18 protein-coding genes and 1 pseudogene are annotated in these 20518 nt (G+C 62.8%); 7 read left to right on the plus strand and 12 right to left on the minus strand.

The annotated features are described in order from the left end of the window. Positions 1 to 277: 277 nt before the first annotated feature. From AC0L3C_RS21930 to AC0L3C_RS21940, 3 genes and pseudogenes are all read right to left on the minus strand, one after another. Complete coding sequence (locus tag AC0L3C_RS21930; RefSeq protein ID WP_473408960.1) at positions 278 to 1423, minus strand: LPD7 domain-containing protein; 1146 nt, start codon at positions 1421 to 1423, stop codon at positions 278 to 280. Continuing rightward, positions 1407 to 2867, minus strand: a complete 1461-nt coding sequence (locus tag AC0L3C_RS21935; protein ID WP_473408961.1) for a type IV secretory system conjugative DNA transfer family protein — start codon at positions 2865 to 2867, stop codon at positions 1407 to 1409. Before AC0L3C_RS21935 ends, AC0L3C_RS21930 begins: the two co-directional genes overlap by 17 nt. A gap of 50 nt (positions 2868 to 2917) precedes the next feature. Next, positions 2918 to 3214 (minus strand): annotated as a pseudogene (locus AC0L3C_RS21940) (ABC transporter substrate-binding protein); the annotation flags it as partial. Positions 3215 to 4134: 920 nt separating this feature from the next. Between AC0L3C_RS21940 and AC0L3C_RS21945 the strand changes: the two are divergent. Continuing rightward, a complete protein-coding gene (locus AC0L3C_RS21945) occupies positions 4135 to 5421 on the plus strand; it encodes an NRAMP family divalent metal transporter (protein ID WP_473408962.1) in 1287 nt (428 codons plus the stop codon). Positions 5422 to 5575: 154 nt separating this feature from the next. Here AC0L3C_RS21945 and AC0L3C_RS21950 read toward each other — a convergent pair whose 3' ends face one another. After that, on the minus strand, positions 5576 to 5764 hold the full coding sequence (locus AC0L3C_RS21950; protein ID WP_473348272.1) for a hypothetical protein: 189 nt from the start codon (positions 5762 to 5764) through the stop codon (positions 5576 to 5578). Positions 5765 to 5938: 174 nt separating this feature from the next. On the opposite strand from AC0L3C_RS21950, the gene AC0L3C_RS21955 reads away from it, so the two are divergent. Then, complete coding sequence (locus AC0L3C_RS21955) at positions 5939 to 7153, plus strand: mandelate racemase/muconate lactonizing enzyme family protein (protein ID WP_473408963.1); 1215 nt, start codon at positions 5939 to 5941, stop codon at positions 7151 to 7153. A 6-nt stretch (positions 7154 to 7159) separates the two neighbouring features. Here AC0L3C_RS21955 and AC0L3C_RS21960 read toward each other — a convergent pair whose 3' ends face one another. The 4 genes from AC0L3C_RS21960 to rocF form a co-directional block, all read right to left on the minus strand. Next, entirely contained in the window at positions 7160 to 7456 is a 297-nt protein-coding gene (locus AC0L3C_RS21960; RefSeq protein WP_007601505.1) for a hypothetical protein, read from the minus strand. 97 nt (positions 7457 to 7553) lie between these two features. Continuing rightward, complete coding sequence (locus AC0L3C_RS21965; protein WP_473408964.1) at positions 7554 to 8096, minus strand: c-type cytochrome; 543 nt, start codon at positions 8094 to 8096, stop codon at positions 7554 to 7556. Beyond that, positions 8083 to 9345 (minus strand): sulfite dehydrogenase, encoded by a 1263-nt coding sequence (gene soxC / locus AC0L3C_RS21970; protein WP_473408965.1) that lies wholly within the window; start codon positions 9343 to 9345, stop codon positions 8083 to 8085. Before soxC ends, AC0L3C_RS21965 begins: the two co-directional genes overlap by 14 nt. Positions 9346 to 9506: 161 nt before the next feature. Beyond that, positions 9507 to 10484, minus strand: a complete 978-nt coding sequence (gene rocF, locus AC0L3C_RS21975; protein WP_473280595.1) for an arginase — start codon at positions 10482 to 10484, stop codon at positions 9507 to 9509. Positions 10485 to 10728: 244 nt separating this feature from the next. Here rocF and AC0L3C_RS21980 point away from each other — a divergent pair, with 244 nt between their 5' ends. Continuing rightward, positions 10729 to 11013, plus strand: coding sequence for a hypothetical protein (locus tag AC0L3C_RS21980; protein WP_473266705.1), 285 nt, complete (start codon positions 10729 to 10731; stop codon positions 11011 to 11013). A 16-nt stretch (positions 11014 to 11029) separates the two neighbouring features. On the opposite strand, the gene AC0L3C_RS21985 is transcribed toward AC0L3C_RS21980, so the two are convergent. Further along, positions 11030 to 13771 carry an EAL domain-containing protein gene (locus AC0L3C_RS21985; protein ID WP_473408966.1) on the minus strand — a complete coding sequence of 914 codons (2742 nt, stop codon included), beginning with the start codon at positions 13769 to 13771 and terminating at the stop codon, positions 11030 to 11032. Positions 13772 to 13831: 60 nt separating this feature from the next. Continuing rightward, the gene (locus AC0L3C_RS21990; RefSeq protein WP_473408967.1) at positions 13832 to 15097 is read right to left on the minus strand and encodes a FecR family protein; all 1266 of its coding nucleotides are present in this window, start codon (positions 15095 to 15097) and stop codon (positions 13832 to 13834) included. A 130-nt stretch (positions 15098 to 15227) separates the two neighbouring features. On the opposite strand from AC0L3C_RS21990, the gene AC0L3C_RS21995 reads away from it, so the two are divergent. The 3 genes from AC0L3C_RS21995 (at position 15228) to AC0L3C_RS22005 (ending at position 18615) form a co-directional block, all read left to right on the plus strand. Then, positions 15228 to 17024 (plus strand): ShlB/FhaC/HecB family hemolysin secretion/activation protein, encoded by a 1797-nt coding sequence (locus AC0L3C_RS21995; protein ID WP_473408968.1) that lies wholly within the window; start codon positions 15228 to 15230, stop codon positions 17022 to 17024. Between the two features lie 156 nt (positions 17025 to 17180). Continuing rightward, positions 17181 to 18011, plus strand: a complete 831-nt coding sequence (locus AC0L3C_RS22000; protein WP_473266714.1) for an alpha/beta fold hydrolase — start codon at positions 17181 to 17183, stop codon at positions 18009 to 18011. A 286-nt stretch (positions 18012 to 18297) separates the two neighbouring features. Next, positions 18298 to 18615, plus strand: a complete 318-nt coding sequence (locus AC0L3C_RS22005; protein ID WP_007601492.1) for a c-type cytochrome — start codon at positions 18298 to 18300, stop codon at positions 18613 to 18615. A 187-nt stretch (positions 18616 to 18802) separates the two neighbouring features. On the opposite strand, the gene AC0L3C_RS22010 is transcribed toward AC0L3C_RS22005, so the two are convergent. Together AC0L3C_RS22010 and AC0L3C_RS22015 are read right to left on the minus strand one after the other, a co-directional pair. After that, positions 18803 to 19144 (minus strand): phasin, encoded by a 342-nt coding sequence (locus AC0L3C_RS22010; protein ID WP_007601491.1) that lies wholly within the window; start codon positions 19142 to 19144, stop codon positions 18803 to 18805. A 130-nt stretch (positions 19145 to 19274) separates the two neighbouring features. Next, positions 19275 to 19460, minus strand: coding sequence for a hypothetical protein (locus tag AC0L3C_RS22015; protein WP_007612798.1), 186 nt, complete (start codon positions 19458 to 19460; stop codon positions 19275 to 19277). Between the two features lie 591 nt (positions 19461 to 20051). On the opposite strand from AC0L3C_RS22015, the gene AC0L3C_RS22020 reads away from it, so the two are divergent. Next, positions 20052 to 20408, plus strand: a complete 357-nt coding sequence (locus AC0L3C_RS22020) for a hypothetical protein (RefSeq protein WP_473266716.1) — start codon at positions 20052 to 20054, stop codon at positions 20406 to 20408. Positions 20409 to 20518: the final 110 nt, after the last annotated feature.

Genomic DNA, 20518 nt, shown 5'->3' on the forward strand with positions numbered 1-20518 from the left:
GAATCATATCGCTTGCGCATTGACGACCGGAGCCCAACAGTGTCGGACACAACGGTCATTCCGGAAACCTGGCGCTCTTTCCTCAAGCAGGCCGTCCGATCGAAGGTGGTGTCCGAGAGCCGGCGGAACCAGCGCGGCACGCCCTCCTCCACGCACGCCCAGCAACGTGGCCCGGGCAAACGGTTTCTCTCGCAAAGGTCTTGATTTGTTTGGTGGGCGCACCAGGCGCGAACCTGGGACCGGCTGATTAAGGCTCAGCGGCTTCAATCCTGAACAGTCAGCGTTCCTGTTCCTTCAATCGTAGCCGCGTTTCATGAAGGCCCGCGTCCTTTTCGGGTCTCCTGGGGTGGCGCTCCTGAGTGCGGGCTAAAACTGTCGCTCGCGGGAACGAATGACCTTGCTCGAGGTGCTGCGCAATTCGCTCCTTTGCTGCCTCTGTGATACTTCTCCGCGCCCGCTCGTTCTCTGGAAACGCGCGTTCCACCGCCTTCTCAATTATCACCATTTGCGATTGCGCCGCGACCAGGTCTGGATCGCGAGCGGCTGTGCCTCGATCAGTCGTTCGAAAAATCTCCGCCGTCACACTCCAGCGGTTGCGCGCCACGTCCCGCCGCTCGATTCGGGCACTTCCGCTTGCGGCATCGATGACTTTGATCGCCTTGACGACGCGCTCGACCCCCTCGCGGCGCAAATGGATCTGGTCGCCGGGCCGCGCCTTGCTCTCGGCGACCGCGTCCTCCAGGCCTACGCCCCAGACGTTATGCCGCTGACCGTTGTCGAGCTCGATCGCTACGTAGGTCGATACCTCGGCAGTTTTGTCGTTGCCGTAGGGTGCCCGGCCGAGTTCGATCAGACGCCCCGAAATGCCCTTGTCGTAGTCGAGCCTCGCGGTGGGCGAGCCGTCGTCGGCAACTGAGCGAACCTCCGGCTCATACGTACGAGGGTGTGTTCGGTTCCAGACTTCTTGGCGATCCGAGAGTGCCTGCCGATCGAGGGCGGTCGGCTCATAGCCCTGTACTTCCAGACCCCGCGAGCCGGCCTCAAGCCAAGCCTCGCGTCGGAATTCGAGGGAGCCGCGGACCTGGAATACATCCCATTGCCGATGTTGCGCCACGCTGACCATGTCGCGAATGACTTCCGCGGCGGCCAGGCGCGTAACCAGACGATCTTGGGTCGCCTTGAATGCCAGATACTCGCCGCGCGCGTCGGCATAAAGGCGCATTTCCCCGCGAGCTCGATCTTCGCGTGGCTCATTTGCCAGCACGTAGTATTTGCGGCGGATACGCTCGGGAAGCGCGTCCTGGTCGACGGTCGGCGACTTCGTTTGGGGTTCGTTGGACGGACTTTCCTTATACGGAGCGCGCCCGCTGCGATCCTGCCGCTCGAGACTGAAGTCCTCCCGGTCCTTATGCGTTTCGTTCATGCTGCTGTCCGCTTTGCTTGCGGCTGGACCGCCGCACCGGCGGAACTGCCTGCGCGTCGATGTAGTTCAGGGTCCAAACCTTTAACTCTTTCTCCGAGAGCCCCTCCAGGTCCACATCCACATCGCCGAAATCGAAACTGGCGCCGGCAGGGATCGTCGAGGGATCGGCGACCTCCTCGTCGCTCATCGGTCGCGACCGAAATACCGTGCGGAGTTCAGCGACTTCGGACCGGAGCTCTTTGATTTCCGCCTCAATCAGCGCATTCGAGCGGCCCTTGGGCATCTCCGGGGCGGGCGCCGGCTGCAGACGCTGGAGGAAGGCCTTGTCTTCGTAATACACGATCTTGTCGGCGATAACGGGCGGCAGGCCGGAGGCTAGGATGAAGGCCTTGGATCTCGGCAAGAGTTTCAATTCCTGCGGCAACATCAGGGCGCGACGATGCTCGGAGATGGTCTCGCTGGTCGAGCGCGTCGCAAGCCCTTTTGGTCCGCTCCGGCTGCGCGCCTGCACCGTGTCGTAGCCAATGCGCTCCGACAGCTCATTGGCTACATCCTGTTCCTTTGGCGCAAAAACGACCTCGACGGCGTGGTTGGTCATGAAGTTACGGGCGGCGTCCACCCCGTAAATTGCACGAAGCTGAGCCGGACTCTGGATCACGGTGAGGAGGCGGATGCCGTATCCGGCGATGAACGCCACTGATTTCGCGAGCACATTGACATTGCCAAGCGCCGGAAACTCATCGAGCAGAAGCAGCACCTTGCGATTGAGTTTGGAGTTCTGCTCCGGCAGTTCGCGAGTATTGAGATCGACCACCTGCTGGAGAAACAGATTGAGAAGCGGTGCCATACGGTCGAGATTGTCTGGCGTGACCCCGAGATAGATCGACATCGGCCGTTGCCGCAGCTGCCGCAAATCAAAATCGTTGGTCGAAGTCGCCGCGTCGATGCGAGGATTGAGCCAGAGACCGAGCCTCGCCGTGACTGTCTTGCGCACCGAGTTCATGGTGTTTTCGGAAGCTGCGAGGAAGTCGTTCAACGCTGTGATGCAGTGACGGGACAGTGGTGAAGGACCCGACTTGCGAGCCGCGATAACCCTCTCAAAATGGGATTTGAGGTCGCTGGCCGCGGATAGCTGGTGCAGAATCTCGCCGATCGTCAGAGGCAAGCCCGGCGTTTCCGCGACATAGCCGCCGATCGCCACAAAGGCAGAACGTGCTGCCTCGAACCAGAACGGGTCGCCGCGGCTTTCGGCCGGAAACAGCATCACCGCGATGCGCTGCAGATCGTCATAGAGATCGGCGGGATCGCTGCGCACATAACCTAGCGGGTTATAGCGCGCCGTGCGGCCGCTCTCCTCGAGCGGATCGAACAGGTGGACCTCCTGCCCATGCGCTGCACGAAATCCCGCCGAGCGATCCCAGTTCTCCTTTTTCACATCCAGCACGACAACTGAATCCGGCCAATTGAGCAGGTTTGGAATGACATAGCCGACGCCCTTGCAATGTTTACGCCGATGTCGGGCTTATTTTGATGATCGCCAACTACTATCGAGATCGGTTTGTCGATTACGCTTCCACCGAAGTCGTCAATTGCCATTTGAGCCGCCGTGACAGAACCTTGCCCTGTCGATGTCGAACCTGGCCCAGACATGTCAGTTAGGACGCCGATCTTGACTACATTGTCAGAGATTTGCGCGATCGCGCAGGGGGACGCGCAAACTGCCAGCGAAACCGCCGTGAATCGAATAAATGAAAAGAGGTGCAAAGCAACCTCCTCGCTCGGCAGCCGCATCCCGCAAACGATGCCCCGCCTTGACGTTGCCTACACCGCTCCTGGGAATGCTTCTGTCACCCGGGAAAGGGACAGAAACCTGTCCGGATTATGGACCGGTCACGACCTGCGTGTTTTATGGAAAGTTTAATCTTGCGGAGGGCATCATTTGCAGCGCAACCATACGCCCATGAACGAGCTGCTCGGATACAGACGATGTGTCCGATTGGACTTGGTGCTCCGTTATGGCTTGTGTGCGAGCGCCTGGATCAGCGGGGCGGCGCGCTCGCCGTCACCTTCGAGGGTGACAGACACGGTGCACCGGTTCAGCGAAAAAGCATTGCTGGCGTTCATGCCAGCGAATCCTCCCTCACTACAGGCCGAGGTCATTGATCTCGGCCTTTTTTCGGCCGACTCTTGCTGGGCTTTCATAGTTTTGGCCGCGTGCTATGGGATCCATCAGCCGTCGCATTTGGCGAGGGCCCAATCTGCGGTCAGTAGGATCACTGTTCGACGCTGCTCGGAAGGACTAGACCACAAGTCTACTGCGCAGTACGCCGGTTTACCGGTCCCTCTGTAAGCTCCGTTGCAATCCTATGCCTTGGCCAAGTACGCCTCAAGCGTCGGAGGATCTGCCTTCAAAAGAGCCTCGTTGACGGCTGTGTTCTCAAACTCGCTTGCCTCGAAAAACCAGCGCTCAGAAGCCGGGAAGCCCCATAGTTGAGCCCGGCCGGCCATGACGGGCCGGTCGCGCTCGGAATGCGCGCAAAGGCTGCACCGGGTATTCTTGGATGATGCACTTATACAGGTGTTTTGCCCGACGAGTCAAACGGAGATTCTCTTTATCAGAAATTGGCGAGGAGCCCGTTACGCGTCGCCCGGGAACCTTGTTCCCTCCCTGGCATTTGTGAAGGACGCGCGCCGACCGAGACCCTTCTGCCATGACCGACGATGCCCTCGCCCCCACGAAATCCGCGCCGACGCTATTGCAGAGGCTGGGGCCGGGTCTCGTCACGGGGGCCGCCGACGACGATCCGTCCGGCATCGCCACCTATTCGCAGGCCGGCGCGCAATTCGGCTACGGACTGCTCTGGACGGTGTTTCTGACCACGCCGTTCATGATCGCCATCCAGCTCGTCAGCGCCCGGATCGGCCGCGTCACCGGCAAGGGGCTCGCCGCCAACGTCATGCAGATCGCGCCGCGCTGGGCGGTGCTGTCGCTCGTCGCCATGCTCGTTGCCGCCAACACCTTCAACATCGCCGCCGACATCGCCGCGATGGCGGAGGCGCTGTCGCTCGTGATCGGCGGCCTCAACCACGAGCACGCGCTGATCTTCGCGGCGGGCTCGACCCTGCTGCAGGTGTTCCTGCCCTATCGGCGCTATTCGCCGGTGCTGAAATTTCTCACCTTGGCGCTGTTCGCCTATGTCGCGACCGCCTTCACCGTCAAGATCCCGTGGAGCACGGCGCTGCTCGCGGCGGTGTGGCCGAAGACGAATGTCAGCGCCGACTATTTCATGATGGTCGTCGCCGTGCTCGGCACCACGATCAGCCCGTATCTGTTCTTCTGGCAGGCCTCGCAGGAGGTCGAGGAGATGAACCAAGGCAAGCGCGACAAGCCGCTGCGCGAGCTGAAGCGCGGCGGCAGTCCGGAGCTGGCGCGCATCCGGGCCGACACCCTCTCCGGCATGCTGCTCTCCAACGGCATCGCCTTCTTCATCATCCTCACCACCGCCTCGGTGCTGCACGCGAATGGCGTCACCAACATCAATTCGGCGACGGAGGCCGCCGAAGCACTGCGGCCGCTCGCCGGCGACTTCACCTTCGCCCTGTTCGCGACCGGCATCATCGGCACGGGCCTGCTCGCGATTCCCGTGCTGGCGGGCTCGGCCGCTTACGGCGTGGCGGAGATCTTCGGCTGGCGCGCGACGCTGGAGGCGAAGCCCGACGAGGCGGTCGGCTTCTACACCATCATCGCCGCGGCGACCGCGATCGGCTTCGGCCTAGGGTTCACCGGGATCGATTCGATCCACATGCTGGTCTGGAGCGCCGTGCTCAACGGCATCGTCGCCGTTCCGATCATGGCCATGATGATGCTGATCGTGTCGAGCAAGGCGATCATGGGCCGCTTCAAGGGCCGCTCATGGCTCGTCGCGCTGGGGTGGCTCGGCACCGCGCTGATGGCGCTGGCCGTGCTCGCTTTGCTCGGCGCGTCCGCGATCGGCTGACCAGCCTTTCACTAACCTTGCGACAAGGCGGCCGATATCTGCGAGGCGATGACGAGGGCCGCGAACACGGCCGGTACGCTGATGAAGCGCAGGAATTGGTCGATCGAAAGCATCGCTGTCTCCCCCAAGACAAATAGCATCTCCGCCCGCCGCGCTATTCCACCCCGTGCGCGGCGTGCTGATCGGCCGTCAGAAACTGATCGGAAATGGCGGCTCCACCCATCGTGAGCAGCGCCAGGATCGAAATCACAGCCAGAAATTTCATGGCCGGAGGGTCGATCCCGATTGTGGCCAAAAACGTCAAAGCATGGTCCCTTTTCAGGACGATCCCGGGAAAGATCATGGCTGTCCCCACCGGATTCCACGAACCTTTCCGATAGAATGGCCGGAAGGGGCTTCCAGGCGCCCCTCGCCGGGCTTCACTGCGCAGCGCCGTTAGCCTAACAATTGTGGCTGGAGCCGGGCTTGCGACCCCGCCACAAGAAAAACAAAGCCCAGCCGGGCGACAGGGAGCGACATGACAAAATCGTCGAAAGCAACGAGTCTCGAAATTCTCGCCTGCGACGCCGGCTGGAGAAACTATCACTTCGTCAAGCTGACGACCGAGGACGGCATCGTCGGATGGAGCGAGTTCGACGAGGGCTTCGGCTCGCCTGGCGTCGGCGCTGCGATCCAGCGCCTGTCCGCCCGCGTCGTCGGGCAGAACGTCTTCCGGCACGAGCGCATCTACGCAGAGCTGTTCGCGGCCACGCGTCCCGCCGCCGGCGGCGTAGTGGCGCAGGCGCTCGGCGCGATCGAGAATGCGCTGCTCGATGCCAAGGCGAAGTGTCTCGGTGTGCCCTGCTACGAACTGCTCGGCGGCAAGATCCGCGACCGTGTCAGGGTCTATTGGTCGCATTGCGCGACGTGGCGGATCAATCATCCGTCCTGGTACAAGCCGCCGATCGAGAACCTCGACGGCGTCAAGGCAATGGGACGCGAGGTCCGCGAGAACAAGTTCACCGCGCTCAAGACCAACATTTTCTCCTACGACGACGGCAAGCCAACCGGTTGGCGACCGGGCTTCGGCTCGCCCTTCGCCCCCGAAATCAACGTCGATCGCAAGATCCTGCGCGACCTGCGCATGCATCTGGAAGCGATCCGCGACGGTGCAGGCCCTGATGTCGACATCCTGTTAGACTGCAACTTCAACGCCAAGACCGAGGGCTATCTGGAGATCCTGCGCACCATTGCGGACCTCGACATGTTCTGGATCGAGATCGACAGTTTCAATCCGGAAGCACTCGGTTACATCCGCAGGCAAAGTCCGCATCCGATCTCGTCCTGCGAGACGCTATTGGGCTTGCGGGAATTCCTGCCCTATTTCCGCGAACAGGCCATGGACGTCGCAATCATCGACACGCCCTGGAACGGCGTCTGGCAGTCGATGAAGATCGCAGCCGCTGCGGAAGCCTTCGAAGTCAACGTTGCGCCACATAATTTCTACGGTCATCTTTGCTCGATGATGAACGCGCATTTCTGCGCCGCCGTGCCGAACCTGCGCATCATGGAGATCGACATCGATCGCCTGGCGTGGGACCGCGAGCTTTTCACGCATGAGCCTGAAATTCAGAACGGCCATCTGATCATTCCGGACCGGCCCGGCTGGGGCACCGATCCGAACGAGGAAGCCCTTCGCGCGCATCCGCCCAAGACCAGCGGCGGATTGCTCAACTACGGCCGCAAGGGCTGAGCATCCTTACGGCGTCACTGGATTGACGGTCGGGGACGTCTTCGGCCCCGGCCGCGCCGGCTCGATCGGTGATTTCGGTTCGGTCGGGAGAATTTTGGCACCTGCGGCGCGCGCGGCTTCACCCGTGGTTGCGTACATCGCAACGTGAGCAGGCTGCGTCTTGGCCCGATTCCATGGTCCGTGATCGACGATGAGCATCGCAGCAATCGTCACCGCGGCCACAATCAACGCGATCACGCCGGGATGGCGAAGCGCTGAGGACATGGAATTTGCGAAGCGGTCCGTTGCCATCGTGGAATCCATAGGTTTTTCCTCTCGCAGGTTAATGCAATCGGGTCCTGCGAGTTCCGCCCTTGGCCAACGCAAGTTCCAAGCGGGGAACCTGAGCGCCACAAGGCATTCAGTGTTTCACATCCGGCCGGGTATCGCCGACGAACCGGTCGCGGTTCGGCATTTTGACGGCCGCAAGCGATTTGGCATCGAGCGTCGCATCCGCTTCTATCAGTCCATTCAGGTTCAGGATGTACGCGGAGACCGCATAAACCTCCTCATCGCTTAACGATTGCGGCGCGTTCTGCGGCATCGCGCGGCGGATGTAGTCGAACAGCGTCGGCGCATACGGCCAATAGCTACCGACCGTGCGGATCGGCTTTGGCGTTGCGATCGTGCCCTGCCCACCGACGAGCCGGTCACCGAGCCCGCCCTCGCCCTTGTCGCCGTGACATGATGCACATTGCTGGGCGAACACCTCGCGCCCATGGCTGACCGAGCCGCTTCCCTTCGGCAGATTGCTGCCGTCGCGTCCGATGTTGATATTCCAGCCCGCGATCTCCGCAGCTGTCGCGGGGCGTCCGAGGCCGTACAGGCTTTGTGCTTGCGCTCCGCTCGCGAACGCACACAGCAAGATGACGACAGCAATGCCGCAAGTCTCACGCCAGCGCATTGGTCACCTCGCCGTCGGCCGCGATGCGCCACGGCCAGATCGCGTTGTTGTGGTAGAAATAGTTCTCGCCGCGCACCGCGAGCAACTCAGAGAGCGTCGGCTGCACATAGCCGGTCTCGTCGATGGCACGGCTCTGAATCACGGCGGGCTTGCCGTCCCATCGCCACGGCAAACGGAAGCGCGTGAGAGCACGCGTCAGCACCGGCTCCTGCAATTGCGCGCTTTGCCAATTCTTTCCCTCGTCGACGGACACTTCGACACGCGCGATCTTGCCATGCCCGCTCCAGGCGAGGCCGGTGATCTCGTGGAAGCCGGGTGCGCTCAGACGTTGGCCGCCCGAGGGCCGTGTGATGATCGACTTCGCCTCCATGTAGAACGAAAATTCACGCGCGGTGCCGTCCGGCAGAAGGTCGGTGTATTTCGAGGTCTCCTCGCGCGAATAAACCGGCTCAGCCGCCACATGCAGGCGGCGCAGCCACTTCACGCTCATATTGCCCTCGAAGCCCGGCAGGAACAGCCGCAGCGGATAGCCCTGCTGCGGGCGCAGCCGCTCGCCGTTCTGGCTGTAGACCAGCATGGCGTCCTCTAGGCATTTCTCGATCGGGATGCTGCGGGTCAGTGCAGCCGCGTCGGCGCCCTCGGCAACAACCCATTTGGCTTCCGGCTTCAGCCCGGCCTCTTGCAGCACCAGCTTGAGGCTGACGCCGGTCCATTCTGCACAACTCACCAGACCCACGAGGTCCGACGCTGTCTTGCCGTATGGCTTGGTGTAGCCGGGATTGCCGGAGCATTCGAGAAAGTGGACGCGCGATTCCGACGGGAAACGCCTGAGATCATCCATTGTGAAGATCAGCGGGCGCTCGACCAGCCCATGCAACATCAACCGGTGCTGGGCCGGATCGATGGTGGGAACGCCGCCGTGATGACGCTCGTAGAAAAGGCCGTTCGGCGTGATGATGCCATCGAGCTCCTGCAATGGCGTCCGGCTGGAGGCCGATATGTACTGCTTGAGCGTCTTCGAGATGTTCTTGACGACGCCCTTCTCGAACGGTGACGGCGCGCCATAGAGCTGGCCCCCCGTCGGCTCGCCCGGTGCCTTCATCCATTCGGGAATGTTGGGTGGAAGGTTGTCGGTCTCGGCGGCAACCGATGCGCGTGCGCCCAGCACGGTACCACCCGCCACCGCAGCACCGCCGCGCAGAAAGCGGCGGCGAGTCGTCCCCGCGGGTTTGTCGAACGTTCTACTCATTTGCGGATCCTCGGCTGAAGCGCGATCCGCATCAAACATTCTGCGACGAGCATTTGCAATTCGCACCTGTTTCAAAAACAGGCGATTTCCATCTGGACTGATCTAAATCCGGTGGCGGCGACGGCAGTTCTCTTCTTCGCGATGCACAAACGGCTCGTCCGTCACTCGCCCGGCGCGATCGCATTGCTCGGGGTCGGCCGGTCGGCGATCTGCTGGCCGAACAGGCTGCCGATCAGTTCGACCGCGGTGCGCGCGGTGCGGCCGCGCTCGTCGAGAAACGGATTGAGCTCGACGATGTCGACTGACCCGACCACGCCGGAATCGTGCAGGAGCTCCATGATCAGATGCGCCTCACGATAGGTCGCGCCGCCCGGCACTGTCGTGCCCACGCCCGGTGCGACGCAGGGGTCGAGAAAATCGACATCGAAGCTGACATGCAGTACGCCGTTGCTGGCCCTGACGCGCTCGATGACGCGGCGGATCAGCACGGCGACGCCGAACTCGTCGATCTGGCGCATGTCGACAACCCTGATCCGGCGCGTGCGCATCAACTCCTTTTCGAGCTTGTCGATTGAGCGCGCGCCGAATAGGTCGAGCCTGTCGGGATCGATCGGGGCGCGCGGATCATCGCCGAGCAATCCGTCAAGGCCGGGTTCGCCGCACAGGAATGCCGCCGACATGCCGTGCATGTTGGCGGTGATCGTCGTCGCCGGCGTGTTGTAGTCGGCATGGGCATCGAGCCAGAGCACGAATAGCTCGCGTCCGCGCTCCTGCCAGTGGCGGGCCATGGCATTCACCGATCCCATCGACAACGTGTGATCGCCGCCGAGAAAAATCGGCAGCGCGCCGGTTTTCGCGATCTCGTAACCTCTGCGGCTCAGCACGCGCGTCCATCGCTGAATTTCGCGGTAGTGATTGGCTTTGTCGGGGGGCCTGTCTGCGAGGTCCCGGAGCTCGGCCACCGAGAGATCGCCGTAATCGGCCACTTCGAAATCCAGGCTCTCGAGCAGTGTCGCAAGGCCGGCGGTGCGGAGCGCCGCAGGGCCCATCAGGGTACCGCGCTGCGAAGCCCCCATGTCGATGGGAGCGCCGAGCAAGGCGATGCGCCGGGCTCGATCCGTCGTGGTCGGGTCGGTCACAGCTGTCTCCCGAGATCAGCAAGATTGAGCCAGCCTAACAGAGATTCGCATCCGTCGTTTCACGGGGAAGGTCCGCGCTGGGGACGCCTCGTCTCGGAACAAAATCCGGCGCGCCGAATTGCTCATTCAAGGCCGGTACCCGCCGTCAAAACCACGGCGCCTGTCGCGGATAGCCAAAGGTCATGCGACCCGCTGTTCAGAACGAGCGCTCGCGCGGATAGCCAAAGGTATCGGCCTCCGTCACATGATCAGCCTGGAGGTCGCGCACTTGAGCACGGAGATCCCGCAGTCCACCTCACATCCCGGCATGGCCGAGCGCGCCATCGATGCCGCGACGGACGTATCCCGCACCATCGGTGAAGTCGCAGGTGGCCTGCATGCAGCTGTCGACCGCGTGACCTCCGCTATCGACGAAGCGAGGAAACCGGGCCGCCCCCTCGCGACCGTCGCTGCAATCACGCGCGAAGCGCCGCTCGCCAGCCTGTTCGTTGCTTTCCTGTTCGGGGTCGCGGTCGCGCGGCGGCGCTAGAATTGAGCGGGCCCGTTCAGGCGGCACTGACGGCGACGCACTCGGCTGCGAGGAATTGCCGCTCGAATGCCTCCGCCGGCATCGGACGGCCGAAGAAATAGCCCTGGCCTTCCTCGCATCCCATGCTCACCAGGAAGTCGGCCGTAGCGCGATTCTCGATGCCTTCGGCCACGACCGTCAGTCCGAGCTGTTTGCTGAGGCCGATGGTCGACCCAACGATCGCGGCATCGTCGGAGTTCGCGAGCAGTCCGAGCACGAACGACCGGTCGATCTTGAGCCCATCGAGCGGAAACTTCTTCAAATAGCTCAGGCTCGCATAGCCAGTGCCGAAATCGTCGAACAGGACGCGGACGCCGAGCTGCTGGATGCGTTTGAACATGTCGAGCACGCGGGCTTCGTCGTGAAGCAGGATGTCTTCGGTAACCTCGAGTTCGAGCAGCGACGGCGTGAGCCCCGTCGCTTCGAGCATTTCCGCAACCGAATGCGCGAGGTCGCCGGAGTGGATCTGCGAGGGCGACAAATTGATCGCGACGCGCACTCTGTCGCCGGACAATTCCCAGACGCGTGCCTGTCGGCAGGCGGTCTCCATCACCCAGTTTCCGATCCGCTCAGACAGGGCTGAGCTATTGACAACCGGCATGAACTCTCCCGGCGAAACGTAGCCGCGCACGGGGTGCCGCCAGCGGATGAGAGCTTCGGCGCCGACCAGGCTCGCGTCGATCAGGCGAACCTGCGGCTGGTAGAACAGCTCGAACTCGCCGCGATCGGCGGCGAGCGCCAATTCACTCTCCAGCGTCAGCCGGTTCTCGAGCTCCTGCCGGATCGCGCTCTCGAAGACCACATAACCGCCGCGCCGCGTCAGCTTTGCCTTGGTCAGCGCAAGATGACCGTTGCTCAGGAGATCGTCGGCGCTGTGTCCGCCTTCCGGATGGACGGCGACGCCGACGCTGATCCTGACGCGGTGCTGCCGCTTGCTGGTCGCAAGCGGCGCTTCGAACGCGCGCGCGATGCGCTCGGCGAACTCTGCGATCGGCTCGTCGCCGTCGCCGCCTTTGCGCGCAATGGCGAATTCGTCTCCGCTAAGCCGGGCAACGACAGCGCCGTCGCGCGCCTCGGTTTTCAGGCGCCCCGCGACCGCCTGCAGCACGAGATCTCCGGCGGAATGGCCGAGCATGTCGTTGATGCTCTGGAAGCCGTCGAGCCCGATCACGAGTAGCGCGACCTCGCAAGGGCGTTGCCCCGCATCGGCGATCATGTCGACCAGTCCGGCATGCAGCGTGTTGCGGTTGGCAAGACCGGTTAGCGCGTCGTACTCGGCGAGGTATCTGACGCGTTCGGCCTCGCGCTTGCGGACCGAGATATCGCGGAGGATCGCTCCGTACTGGAAGCCGTCCGTTCCCTGCCAGCCTGAGAAGCTCGCCTCGACCGGAAAAATTTCACCGTTCTTGCGCCGTCCTTCGAATTCAACGACGACCGCCCCGCCGGGAACCAGGAGGGCCTGGCGTGTGGCGTCGCGCATGGACGGCCTCGCGTCACCGTCCACCGACACGGCGCACAGCGTTTCGAACGGGCGGCCGATGATCTCGGCGGGCATATAGCCGAAGATCGCACTGGCGCCGGGATTCCACACGGTGATCAGCTGACCCTCATCGGTGCAGACGAGGCCATCGCCGAGCGACATCGCAATACGATGAAAGCGGCTTTCGGCGATGCGCCCCAAGAGACCGCGGAAATCGATTTCGTCGAGTGCAACCGCCGTCAGATAAGCCACAATCGCGATGTGGAACAGCGATGTGTCGATGATGAACGGCCATCTTGCTTGCACGAGGACCGCAACCAGCTCGAAGACTGCCCCGGCCGAGATCAGGATTGCGACGCGAATTCCCGGTCCGAGGCGGCGCCACGAATACACCATCAGCAGGCAGACCACAGCGAGACCCAGGATCATGCCGGTATCGGAGGTCCAGCGCAGCATCCGGCTCTGGAGGATCGATTCCGCTGCCAGCGCCTGGAGGATGGGTCCGGAGATGATGCGGCCATTTGGAACGCTGAAGCGGTCGCCGAGTTCGAGCGCCGTCGCACCAACGATGACCTTCTTGTCTCTCAGCCTGTCGAGAGCGGCGGTTTCGCCGCGGAGCACGTCGACATAGGAGACACTCGGAACGGAGCTCGCCCGAATACTGAAATCGATCAGGAACGGCGGCCGCCGATTGGCGTCCTGCCCGGCCAATACGACGGCCATCGACGGCATCAAGGCATCGCCCAGCTTCTCGCCGAACGGATATCGGCGAACGAGCCCGTCGGATTCGATCGCGACATTGACCAGCGCCGGCCACGACTGGTTGCTGAACGGCTTCAGGGGGCGGTTGATGTGAGCTGCGCCGCCATTCGGCGCCGGCTGCTTGAAGGACGGCAGGATCGTCGAGCCGCCGACGTCACGCAATGCGTTCACGAAGGCCTCGTCGGAGGCTGGATCGGATGGCGAGCTGAAATCGACGTCGAAAGCGATGTCCTGCGCCCCCGCGGCCTCTAATCTGTGCAACAGTTCCGCGTGCAGCCGGCGCGGCCAGGGCCATACCCCGATCTGGTCGATCGAGGGCGCATCGATGGCTACCACAACGACGTTGCCGCTCGCGGCACGCGATTGCCAAGTGAACCGCAGGTCGGTCAGCGCGTTGCGAAGCGCACCATGCCACCCCGTGGACAGCACGATCGCCAGCGCGGTCACGACTAGAATATGCGGACGATAGCGCTTCACTCCGATCCTCCCGCGCACCCGCTTCTGCAGGTACGCCCCCTCATCCCCTAAGAAATCGCCTCAGTGCTTGTTGTGGCCAAACGCATTGCCGTGACCATTGCTGCCGTTGCCGCCGCCATTCCCGTTGCCGTTACCGTTGTTACCCCTGCCGTTACCGGTGGCACCGTTGTTGCCGTTACCCTCGCCGGAATTGCCGTTACCGGAGTTGCCCTTGTCCGGTTTGGTCTTGCCACCGGAGTCTCCGCTGCCGGCCCCAGAGCCGTCGCTGGACGCACCGGCCGTGGTCGCGGCTATTGTCGTGCTCGCAGCCGACGAGCTGGTGCTGCCAGCCGTCACGCCGCTGCTCGTCGTGACCGCAGTCTGGACGGTGCTGTTGGACGCCGTCGTGCTCGCTTTCGAGTCGCTCCAAACCGTCTCGGTGCTGGCGTGCGCGTTGCGCACCTGTCCGGCGGCACCGCCGCCGTGGGCGAGCCCGTGCGTGACCTTGTGGACGTTCAGCTTGACCTCGCCGAGCGAGTTCGAGATCCGCACGACGCCAGGCTTTGCAGCACTGCCCTTGGACGCGTGAGCTCCGGCCGCCTGTTGCGATGGCTTGAGCGCGCGGGCCGCCTTGGTGCCCTTGTCGATTGGACCGAGCGCATGGATCGCATGGCCGTTCGCGGCGTTGCGCGGGGCTGACAGGCCTGATTTCGGCACGGGGACGCGCTCGATGCTCGAGGCGCGCGGCTTGCCGTGCTCGATCGGATTGAAGGTGCCAGAGCCGCTCAGAGAGAGGCCGGGCTTGCCATGCTCGAAGACGGTGGCCGCCTGTCCCGGCAGGACCTGGGCGATCTGTCCGGTCTTGAAGTCGGAGACCTCGACCTGGCCGCGAAGCACGCCGACCTTGGTGCTGCCCGCGCCCACCGTGACGCTGAACTGGGTCCCCTTGACCACGGCGGCGAGATAGGGCGTCTCGACCTCGAAATGCTTGACGTTGCGCTTCTCGACCTCGAGCAGGATCGAACCTGCCTGCTGGATGATGGTAGTCGAGAGGCCCTCCTTGCTCTCGGTCGGCAAGCCGACCACCGAGTTGGGAGAGATCAGGATCGTCTCCTCGCCGCGGACGAGCAGCACGCGGCCATTACGTCCGGTGCGAATGGTGTCGCCGGGCTTGAGCGCCTCCTGCTGACTTAAAGACACTTGCTGAGCGCCGCTGGTGGCCACCCAGACCTCGCCGGTGGCCTTGCCGACCGACCAGACGCCGTCGTCCGCGGCGGATGCGCCCGAGGCCGTTCCCACGATCAGCGCAGCCGCGAAGGCGCACCGCATTCCAATCTTGTTGAGCATGACGATCCTCAGTCCGCGTTACAGCCGGCCTTGAGGGGTATCCGAAATCACTCAACATAGGATTATCGGGAAGCGGCCAGCGGAGCGGTCGCGTTAACGGTTCATTGACCATAAAAAACTATGAAAAATCATGTGGCTAACGAACCCTTACCGCTTCACGGGCACATCTCCGTCAAACTACGGGGACAGGCGCGTTGCGCCCGTAGGGAAGCGGCATGTCGTTACCACAATGGTGCTGTTGGCACCGTTTTTTGCCGGAGTTCCTCAGGCTTTCGCGCAGCAGGCGAACCAGCCGGGCTTCGATCCGCGCCAACCAGAGAAATATTTTGAAAACCAAACCGAGCGGGAATCCCTGAGACGTCCTCCGGTCAGACTCCCGACAGTCGGTCAGCCCAACACCGGCGGCGATACCAAGCCTCAGTTCGTGCTGCGCGGCATCAACGTCAGCGGAGCCCGGGCCGTTTCCCCCGATCGCATCGCCGCGGTCTACCAGCCCTATGTCGGCAAGAAGGTTTCGCAGGCGGATCTCGCCGCGATCGCCGGCGCGATCAGCGATCTCTACCGCGCCGATGGTTTTCACTTGAGCCGTGCGATCGTGCCGCCGCAGGACATTGCCGACGGCCTGCTCCGGATCCAGGTGATCGAAGGCGCCATCGTGCAGACCGAGCTGAAAGGTGATGGCGCCGAGCAGTTCGACGTGAGACCGATGCTTGGGCCGGTTCTGGCTGAGCAACCGTCGCGCCTGGCAACGCTGGAACGTCAGCTCTTTCTCGTCAACGGCAGACCTGGTGTCCGGATCACCGATACCGCACTGGAGGAGATCGGCGGTGCAACCGGCCGCTTCCGCCTCATCGTCTATTTGAAGACCTGGCACGTCTTCTCGTCGTTCGGTCTGGACAATCTCGGCTCATCATCAGTCGGTCCGTGGCAGACCTATGCGATCGGCGCGTTCAACTCCTATCTCACGCCCGGCGACACGCTGGCGGTCAACCTGTCGACCATCGCCAACGACCCCCGCCAGCTTGGCTTCGCACGGCTGTCCTACGATGCACCCGTCGGCGTCGACGGCGTGCGTCTTGGCGGGTCCGTCCTATACAGCGCGGTCAGGCCGGGCGATGCGCGCCGCCTCGACAGCGACATCACCACGACCGAGGCGTTCGAGCTGCGTGCCAGCGTCGTCCCATTGCAGTCGCAATCCTCCTCGCTGACCCTGACCGCGGCGACGACCTTCAGCAACGTGTCCGAGCATGACCTTTACGGCGCCTGGTACAACGACCACATCAGGACCGCGAGCCTGACCGCCGACTACCGGCTCCAGGATCATTTCGGCGGCACCAATTTCGCGACGCTGACCTACCGCCAGGGCCTCGACATCTTCGGTGCCTCGCATTTCGACGACGACCTGTTGTCGCGCGATGGCGCGTCATCGAACTTCTCGGTGCTGAACCTCTGGTTCACGCGCTACCAGACGCTCAACGACGTCTGGTCGCTCAAGCTCTCCGCTGCGAGCCAGACGGCGTCACGGCCGCTGTTCACCTCGCAGCAATTCTATCTCGGCGGCGCTGCCTTCGGGCGCGGCTATGGCGCAGCCGAAATCAGCGGCGACAACGGTCTTGCCGGCTCCCTCGAACTGCGCTTCGACCAGAAGCTCAATTTCCGCTACTGGACCGGCTATCAGCTCTATGCCTTCGGTGACGCCGGCGCCGTCTGGAACCACGGTTACCGCCTGAGCGAGGGCCTGTCGCTGACCTCGGCCGGAGCTGGCGTGCGGTTCTTCCTGCCGGACGATTTCCAGGCCGATCTCGGCGTGGCCGTCCCCCTGAGCTACCGGGCGCCCGACAACGAGCGCCGCAGCCCGCGCTTCCTGTTTACTCTGTCAAGCGCGTTGCGGCTCTGCTCCGAACGCGGCAAGGGCGGTTGTCTGTAAACCCCTTCTCCTTCGCGCTGTGGCCCCCGGCATGCGGCCCTTTTTGGGCCTTGCCACACAGACTTGCCTAAATTTAATCCCGTAACCTGCTCACGATCGCTCGATCCGGGAGTTCCCAATGGCCATGTTCAGTCAAAAGTGATTTGAGACGGAACCATGAAAAAGGTGTTTGCAGTTCTGGCGTTTCTCTGCGTCCTCGGCGTTGGCCAGTATTTCGTCGTCAGCCGGTTCGCGATCCGCCATGAGGTCTTGACCCTGTTCGACGCCGCCCGCCAGCGGCCGATTGCCGTCGAAATCGCTGTACGGCGCGATTACGAGACCAAGGCCAATCTCGGCCTCTGGAAGCTCCCGCTCGCCATCATCAGCAACGGCAATACCGTCAAAGCCACCGAATATTCCTTCCTCGCCAACGTGCTCGCCGCACGTGGTTATCTCGTCGCCAGCATCCAGCAGGATCTGCCGAGCGATCCGCCGCTGATGACCAAGGCCGGCCAGCAATATGTCGGCCGGCGCGAGGTCTATATTCGCTGCGAGGCCAACATCCTCTTCACCTTGGGCGAGTTGAAGCGGCGGCAGGAGAACGCCGACTACGACCACATCACGCTCGTCGGGCATTCCAACGGTGGCGACGTTTCGATGTATGTCGCCCATCAGCACCCGGAGCTGGTGTCGAAAGTGATCACGCTCGACAATCTGCGGGTGCCTTTCGTGCTTAGCGACCACATGAAGATCCTGTCGTTCCGCTCGAAGGATCCGCATTTCGTAACCGATCCCGGCGTGCTGCCGACGCCAGAAGAGGCCAAGGCGCGCGGAATCGACATTGTCCACACTGGCGCACAGCATACCGAGATGAGCGATCGCGGTCCCGATGCTGTCAAAGAGAAGATCCAGGCGACACTCGACCGCTTCCTGCGGGACAGCGCCAGCAGCGCGCTCGCCCCGGCCGATACACGAAGCCCGATGATCATGAACCCCGGCGACTATTAGTCCGGCCCCTTTGCGGCAGATCAAGGCTGCCGCGAGCCGGCCACGATAGAAAGGGCCTCGCCATCTCGGAGAGGCACGTGTCGCACTCCATCGAAAACCTTGAAAGACTCGATACGACAAGCTTTGCCCTGCCTGCGGCAAGGACGCCGAGATTCGTCCGGCATCTCTATCGTTCGGCTCGCAAGCTGCTGCGGTCGATCATCGCCCGCATCGATCTCTCGCAGTTTCCGGGTTCGTGCTGCGGATGAGGACGGCGTCGCTAGCAAACAACACACAGGGTTGCTCTATGCACCGGCATTTGAGACGAATTTGCCTGCTGGTTGCCGTGGCCTCGAGCGTGGGCACGTCGTCCGCTCTCGCCGCCGATGCAGATCACGGCGCCGACCTTGCGAGGCGCTGGTGCGCCAGCTGCCATGTCGTGGCGAACGGCCAAACCCAGGCGAGCGCCGACGTCCCCTCTTTCGTGTCCGTTGCGCGCAGGCCTGACTTCAGTTCGGAAAGGCTCGCCTTTTTCCTGCTAGACCCGCACCCGAAGATGCCGAATTTCCCCTTGAGCCGGATCGAAGCCGGCGATATCGCGGCTTACATCGCATCGCTGCGTTAGCAGAGCGATCGATCCGTCAAGACACCTGCGACAGATGCAAATCCCTGCTGAGAACCGCCAAGGATCAGCGGAAATGATGATGGGCGGCGAATGAGGTCCATTCGACGACCCATCATCGACCGGTACCAGGGCGGATATTCACGCCTTGCAAGTCCAATCTGTGGACGCGCCGTGAACACACCGAGAATCAGGACTTGCCCTTCCCCGGTTGCATCAGACTGCCGGTCATCTGGCGCATGTGGTCTCCGGCACTGGTGAACTGGCTGCGCAAGAAATCCGATTGGATTCGCATCGCCTCCTGAAGGTCGGTGGCATGGACGAGCTTGCGGGCATGCTCGAATGCCGACTTCATGTTCTGCTCGGTGAAAGCGAGCGCCTGCTTCGACACATCCGCCCCCGCGCCCGGAACGGTCGTCATCGATTTGGTGGCGGCTTCGAAAAACATCCCGAATGCCTTTTCCGCCTGGTCAATCGTCTTCTCGGCCAGGTCGCGCAGTTCGGCCGGAACTTCGAGCTTCGGTTCGATCATGGTCGCACTCCTCCCGTTTTCAGAACTGAATACCACACTTGCCGGATCGCCTGCCAGCGTCCAGCCCGGGGAAGACGTAGCCCGACGGCCGGCTCTGGCAGGAAAACGTAAGGCCGGCGCGCAGGCTGGCTCAGGACAGGGGGTGTTCGGGAAGGGTTTCTTCGGTGGCGAGGTCTTCGACGAGCTTGATGACCTCGAAACGCTGCCGGGGCGCAAGCTTCAGAAACGCGCGGAGCAGGCGCAGGCTTTCGACGGTGCCGCTTGCAGGCGCGCCGAGCTTGAGGTGCAGCTCAGCTGCGAAATTGAGGTTCTTCATCTCGCACCTATGACAAGCATCGGACTTCGTGATCCAACATCGAGGCCCCAACTAACAACCAAACGCCATAACCGGATGCCATAACCGGATGCTATGGCGACGGCGCGCCTTTCGGCCCGGGGGGAAGCCCGTGTGTTCGCACGCCAAGCCACATGTGCAAACGCGCACACCTGAACAGGTTGCAACTATGTCAAGAAACAACCCCTCCGGCAAGCCTAACAGTTGGCGCAGCGATGCTTCGTCTGCATCGCACCACGGCAATTCCGGATAACAGGAATATGGCCCGCCGTCACCCACCTGCGTCAAGAAGCATCATCGATCAGGCATACAGCCTCGGTCGCCGTCAATCGATGCTGCGTTTCGTGTTGTTTCGGATGTGAATGGACGTTGGTGGACGCGAACTAGCGCTTCTTGAGCGTATACACGTAATTGTTGAGTCCGGCGTCGGCGGTTGTATCGTCGACGAAATATGCGTCGTGAACCGTTTTCGAGGAGCAAACGACAAAGCGGTGGCGAAACAGTCACGCAGATCACGGGCGCCGTGGCCGATGCATTGATCGATTCAGGCGCCCAGCACCAAAGGACGACGGTATGTTTTCTCGCTGCGATCTCATCAAGGGCGCCGCAGTCGCGCTTCTCACCTTCTCGATACAAGGAGCGTGGGCGCAGGAGACCAGGATGAACCTGTTCAAGATCGTCACCATCAAGGACGAAATCGTCGTCGGATTGTCGACGGAGGAGCTTCAGGCGCTCGGCGGCAACGATGCCAGCGCCGTTGCACACGCGTTGGCGCAGAAGGGCGATCTCACCGTCTGGCAGTACAACGTGCATCGCGGTCCGAACGGCGAATTGCAGCAGGCGCCGACGGCCAGAATCGGGCTTTTGGCCAACGCCTCGCTCCGGGTCGAGCCCTATGCCACGACCTACCAGATCCTGCCGCATCCCTAAGCAGCAGACCGGTGGGGGGGGGGGGGGGGGGGGGGGGGGGGCGGGGGGGGGGGGGGGGGGGGGGGGCGGGGGGGGGGGGGCGGGGCGGGGGGCGCGGGCGCGGGGGCGCA

The sequence above is a fragment of the Bradyrhizobium sp. WSM4872 genome, from assembly GCF_055811715.1.

Bases quoted from the DNA above. Each gene is read 5' to 3' on its own strand.
- AC0L3C_RS21930 (WP_473408960.1), bottom strand. From the start codon at position 1,423: ATGAACGAAACGCATAAGGACCGGGAGGACTTCAGTCTCGAGCGGCAG.
- AC0L3C_RS21945 (WP_473408962.1), top strand. From the start codon at position 4,135: ATGACCGACGATGCCCTCGCCCCCACGAAATCCGCGCCGACGCTATTG.
- AC0L3C_RS21950 (WP_473348272.1), bottom strand. From the start codon at position 5,764: ATGATCTTTCCCGGGATCGTCCTGAAAAGGGACCATGCTTTGACGTTT.
- AC0L3C_RS21955 (WP_473408963.1), top strand. From the start codon at position 5,939: ATGACAAAATCGTCGAAAGCAACGAGTCTCGAAATTCTCGCCTGCGAC.
- AC0L3C_RS21960 (WP_007601505.1), bottom strand. From the start codon at position 7,456: ATGGATTCCACGATGGCAACGGACCGCTTCGCAAATTCCATGTCCTCA.
- AC0L3C_RS21965 (WP_473408964.1), bottom strand. From the start codon at position 8,096: ATGCGCTGGCGTGAGACTTGCGGCATTGCTGTCGTCATCTTGCTGTGT.
- soxC (WP_473408965.1), bottom strand. From the start codon at position 9,345: ATGAGTAGAACGTTCGACAAACCCGCGGGGACGACTCGCCGCCGCTTT.
- AC0L3C_RS21980 (WP_473266705.1), top strand. From the start codon at position 10,729: ATGATCAGCCTGGAGGTCGCGCACTTGAGCACGGAGATCCCGCAGTCC.
- AC0L3C_RS21990 (WP_473408967.1), bottom strand. From the start codon at position 15,097: ATGCTCAACAAGATTGGAATGCGGTGCGCCTTCGCGGCTGCGCTGATC.
- AC0L3C_RS21995 (WP_473408968.1), top strand. From the start codon at position 15,228: ATGTGGCTAACGAACCCTTACCGCTTCACGGGCACATCTCCGTCAAAC.
- AC0L3C_RS22000 (WP_473266714.1), top strand. From the start codon at position 17,181: ATGAAAAAGGTGTTTGCAGTTCTGGCGTTTCTCTGCGTCCTCGGCGTT.
- AC0L3C_RS22005 (WP_007601492.1), top strand. From the start codon at position 18,298: ATGCACCGGCATTTGAGACGAATTTGCCTGCTGGTTGCCGTGGCCTCG.
- AC0L3C_RS22010 (WP_007601491.1), bottom strand. From the start codon at position 19,144: ATGATCGAACCGAAGCTCGAAGTTCCGGCCGAACTGCGCGACCTGGCC.
- AC0L3C_RS22015 (WP_007612798.1), bottom strand. From the start codon at position 19,460: ATGAAGAACCTCAATTTCGCAGCTGAGCTGCACCTCAAGCTCGGCGCG.
- AC0L3C_RS22020 (WP_473266716.1), top strand. From the start codon at position 20,052: ATGTTTTCTCGCTGCGATCTCATCAAGGGCGCCGCAGTCGCGCTTCTC.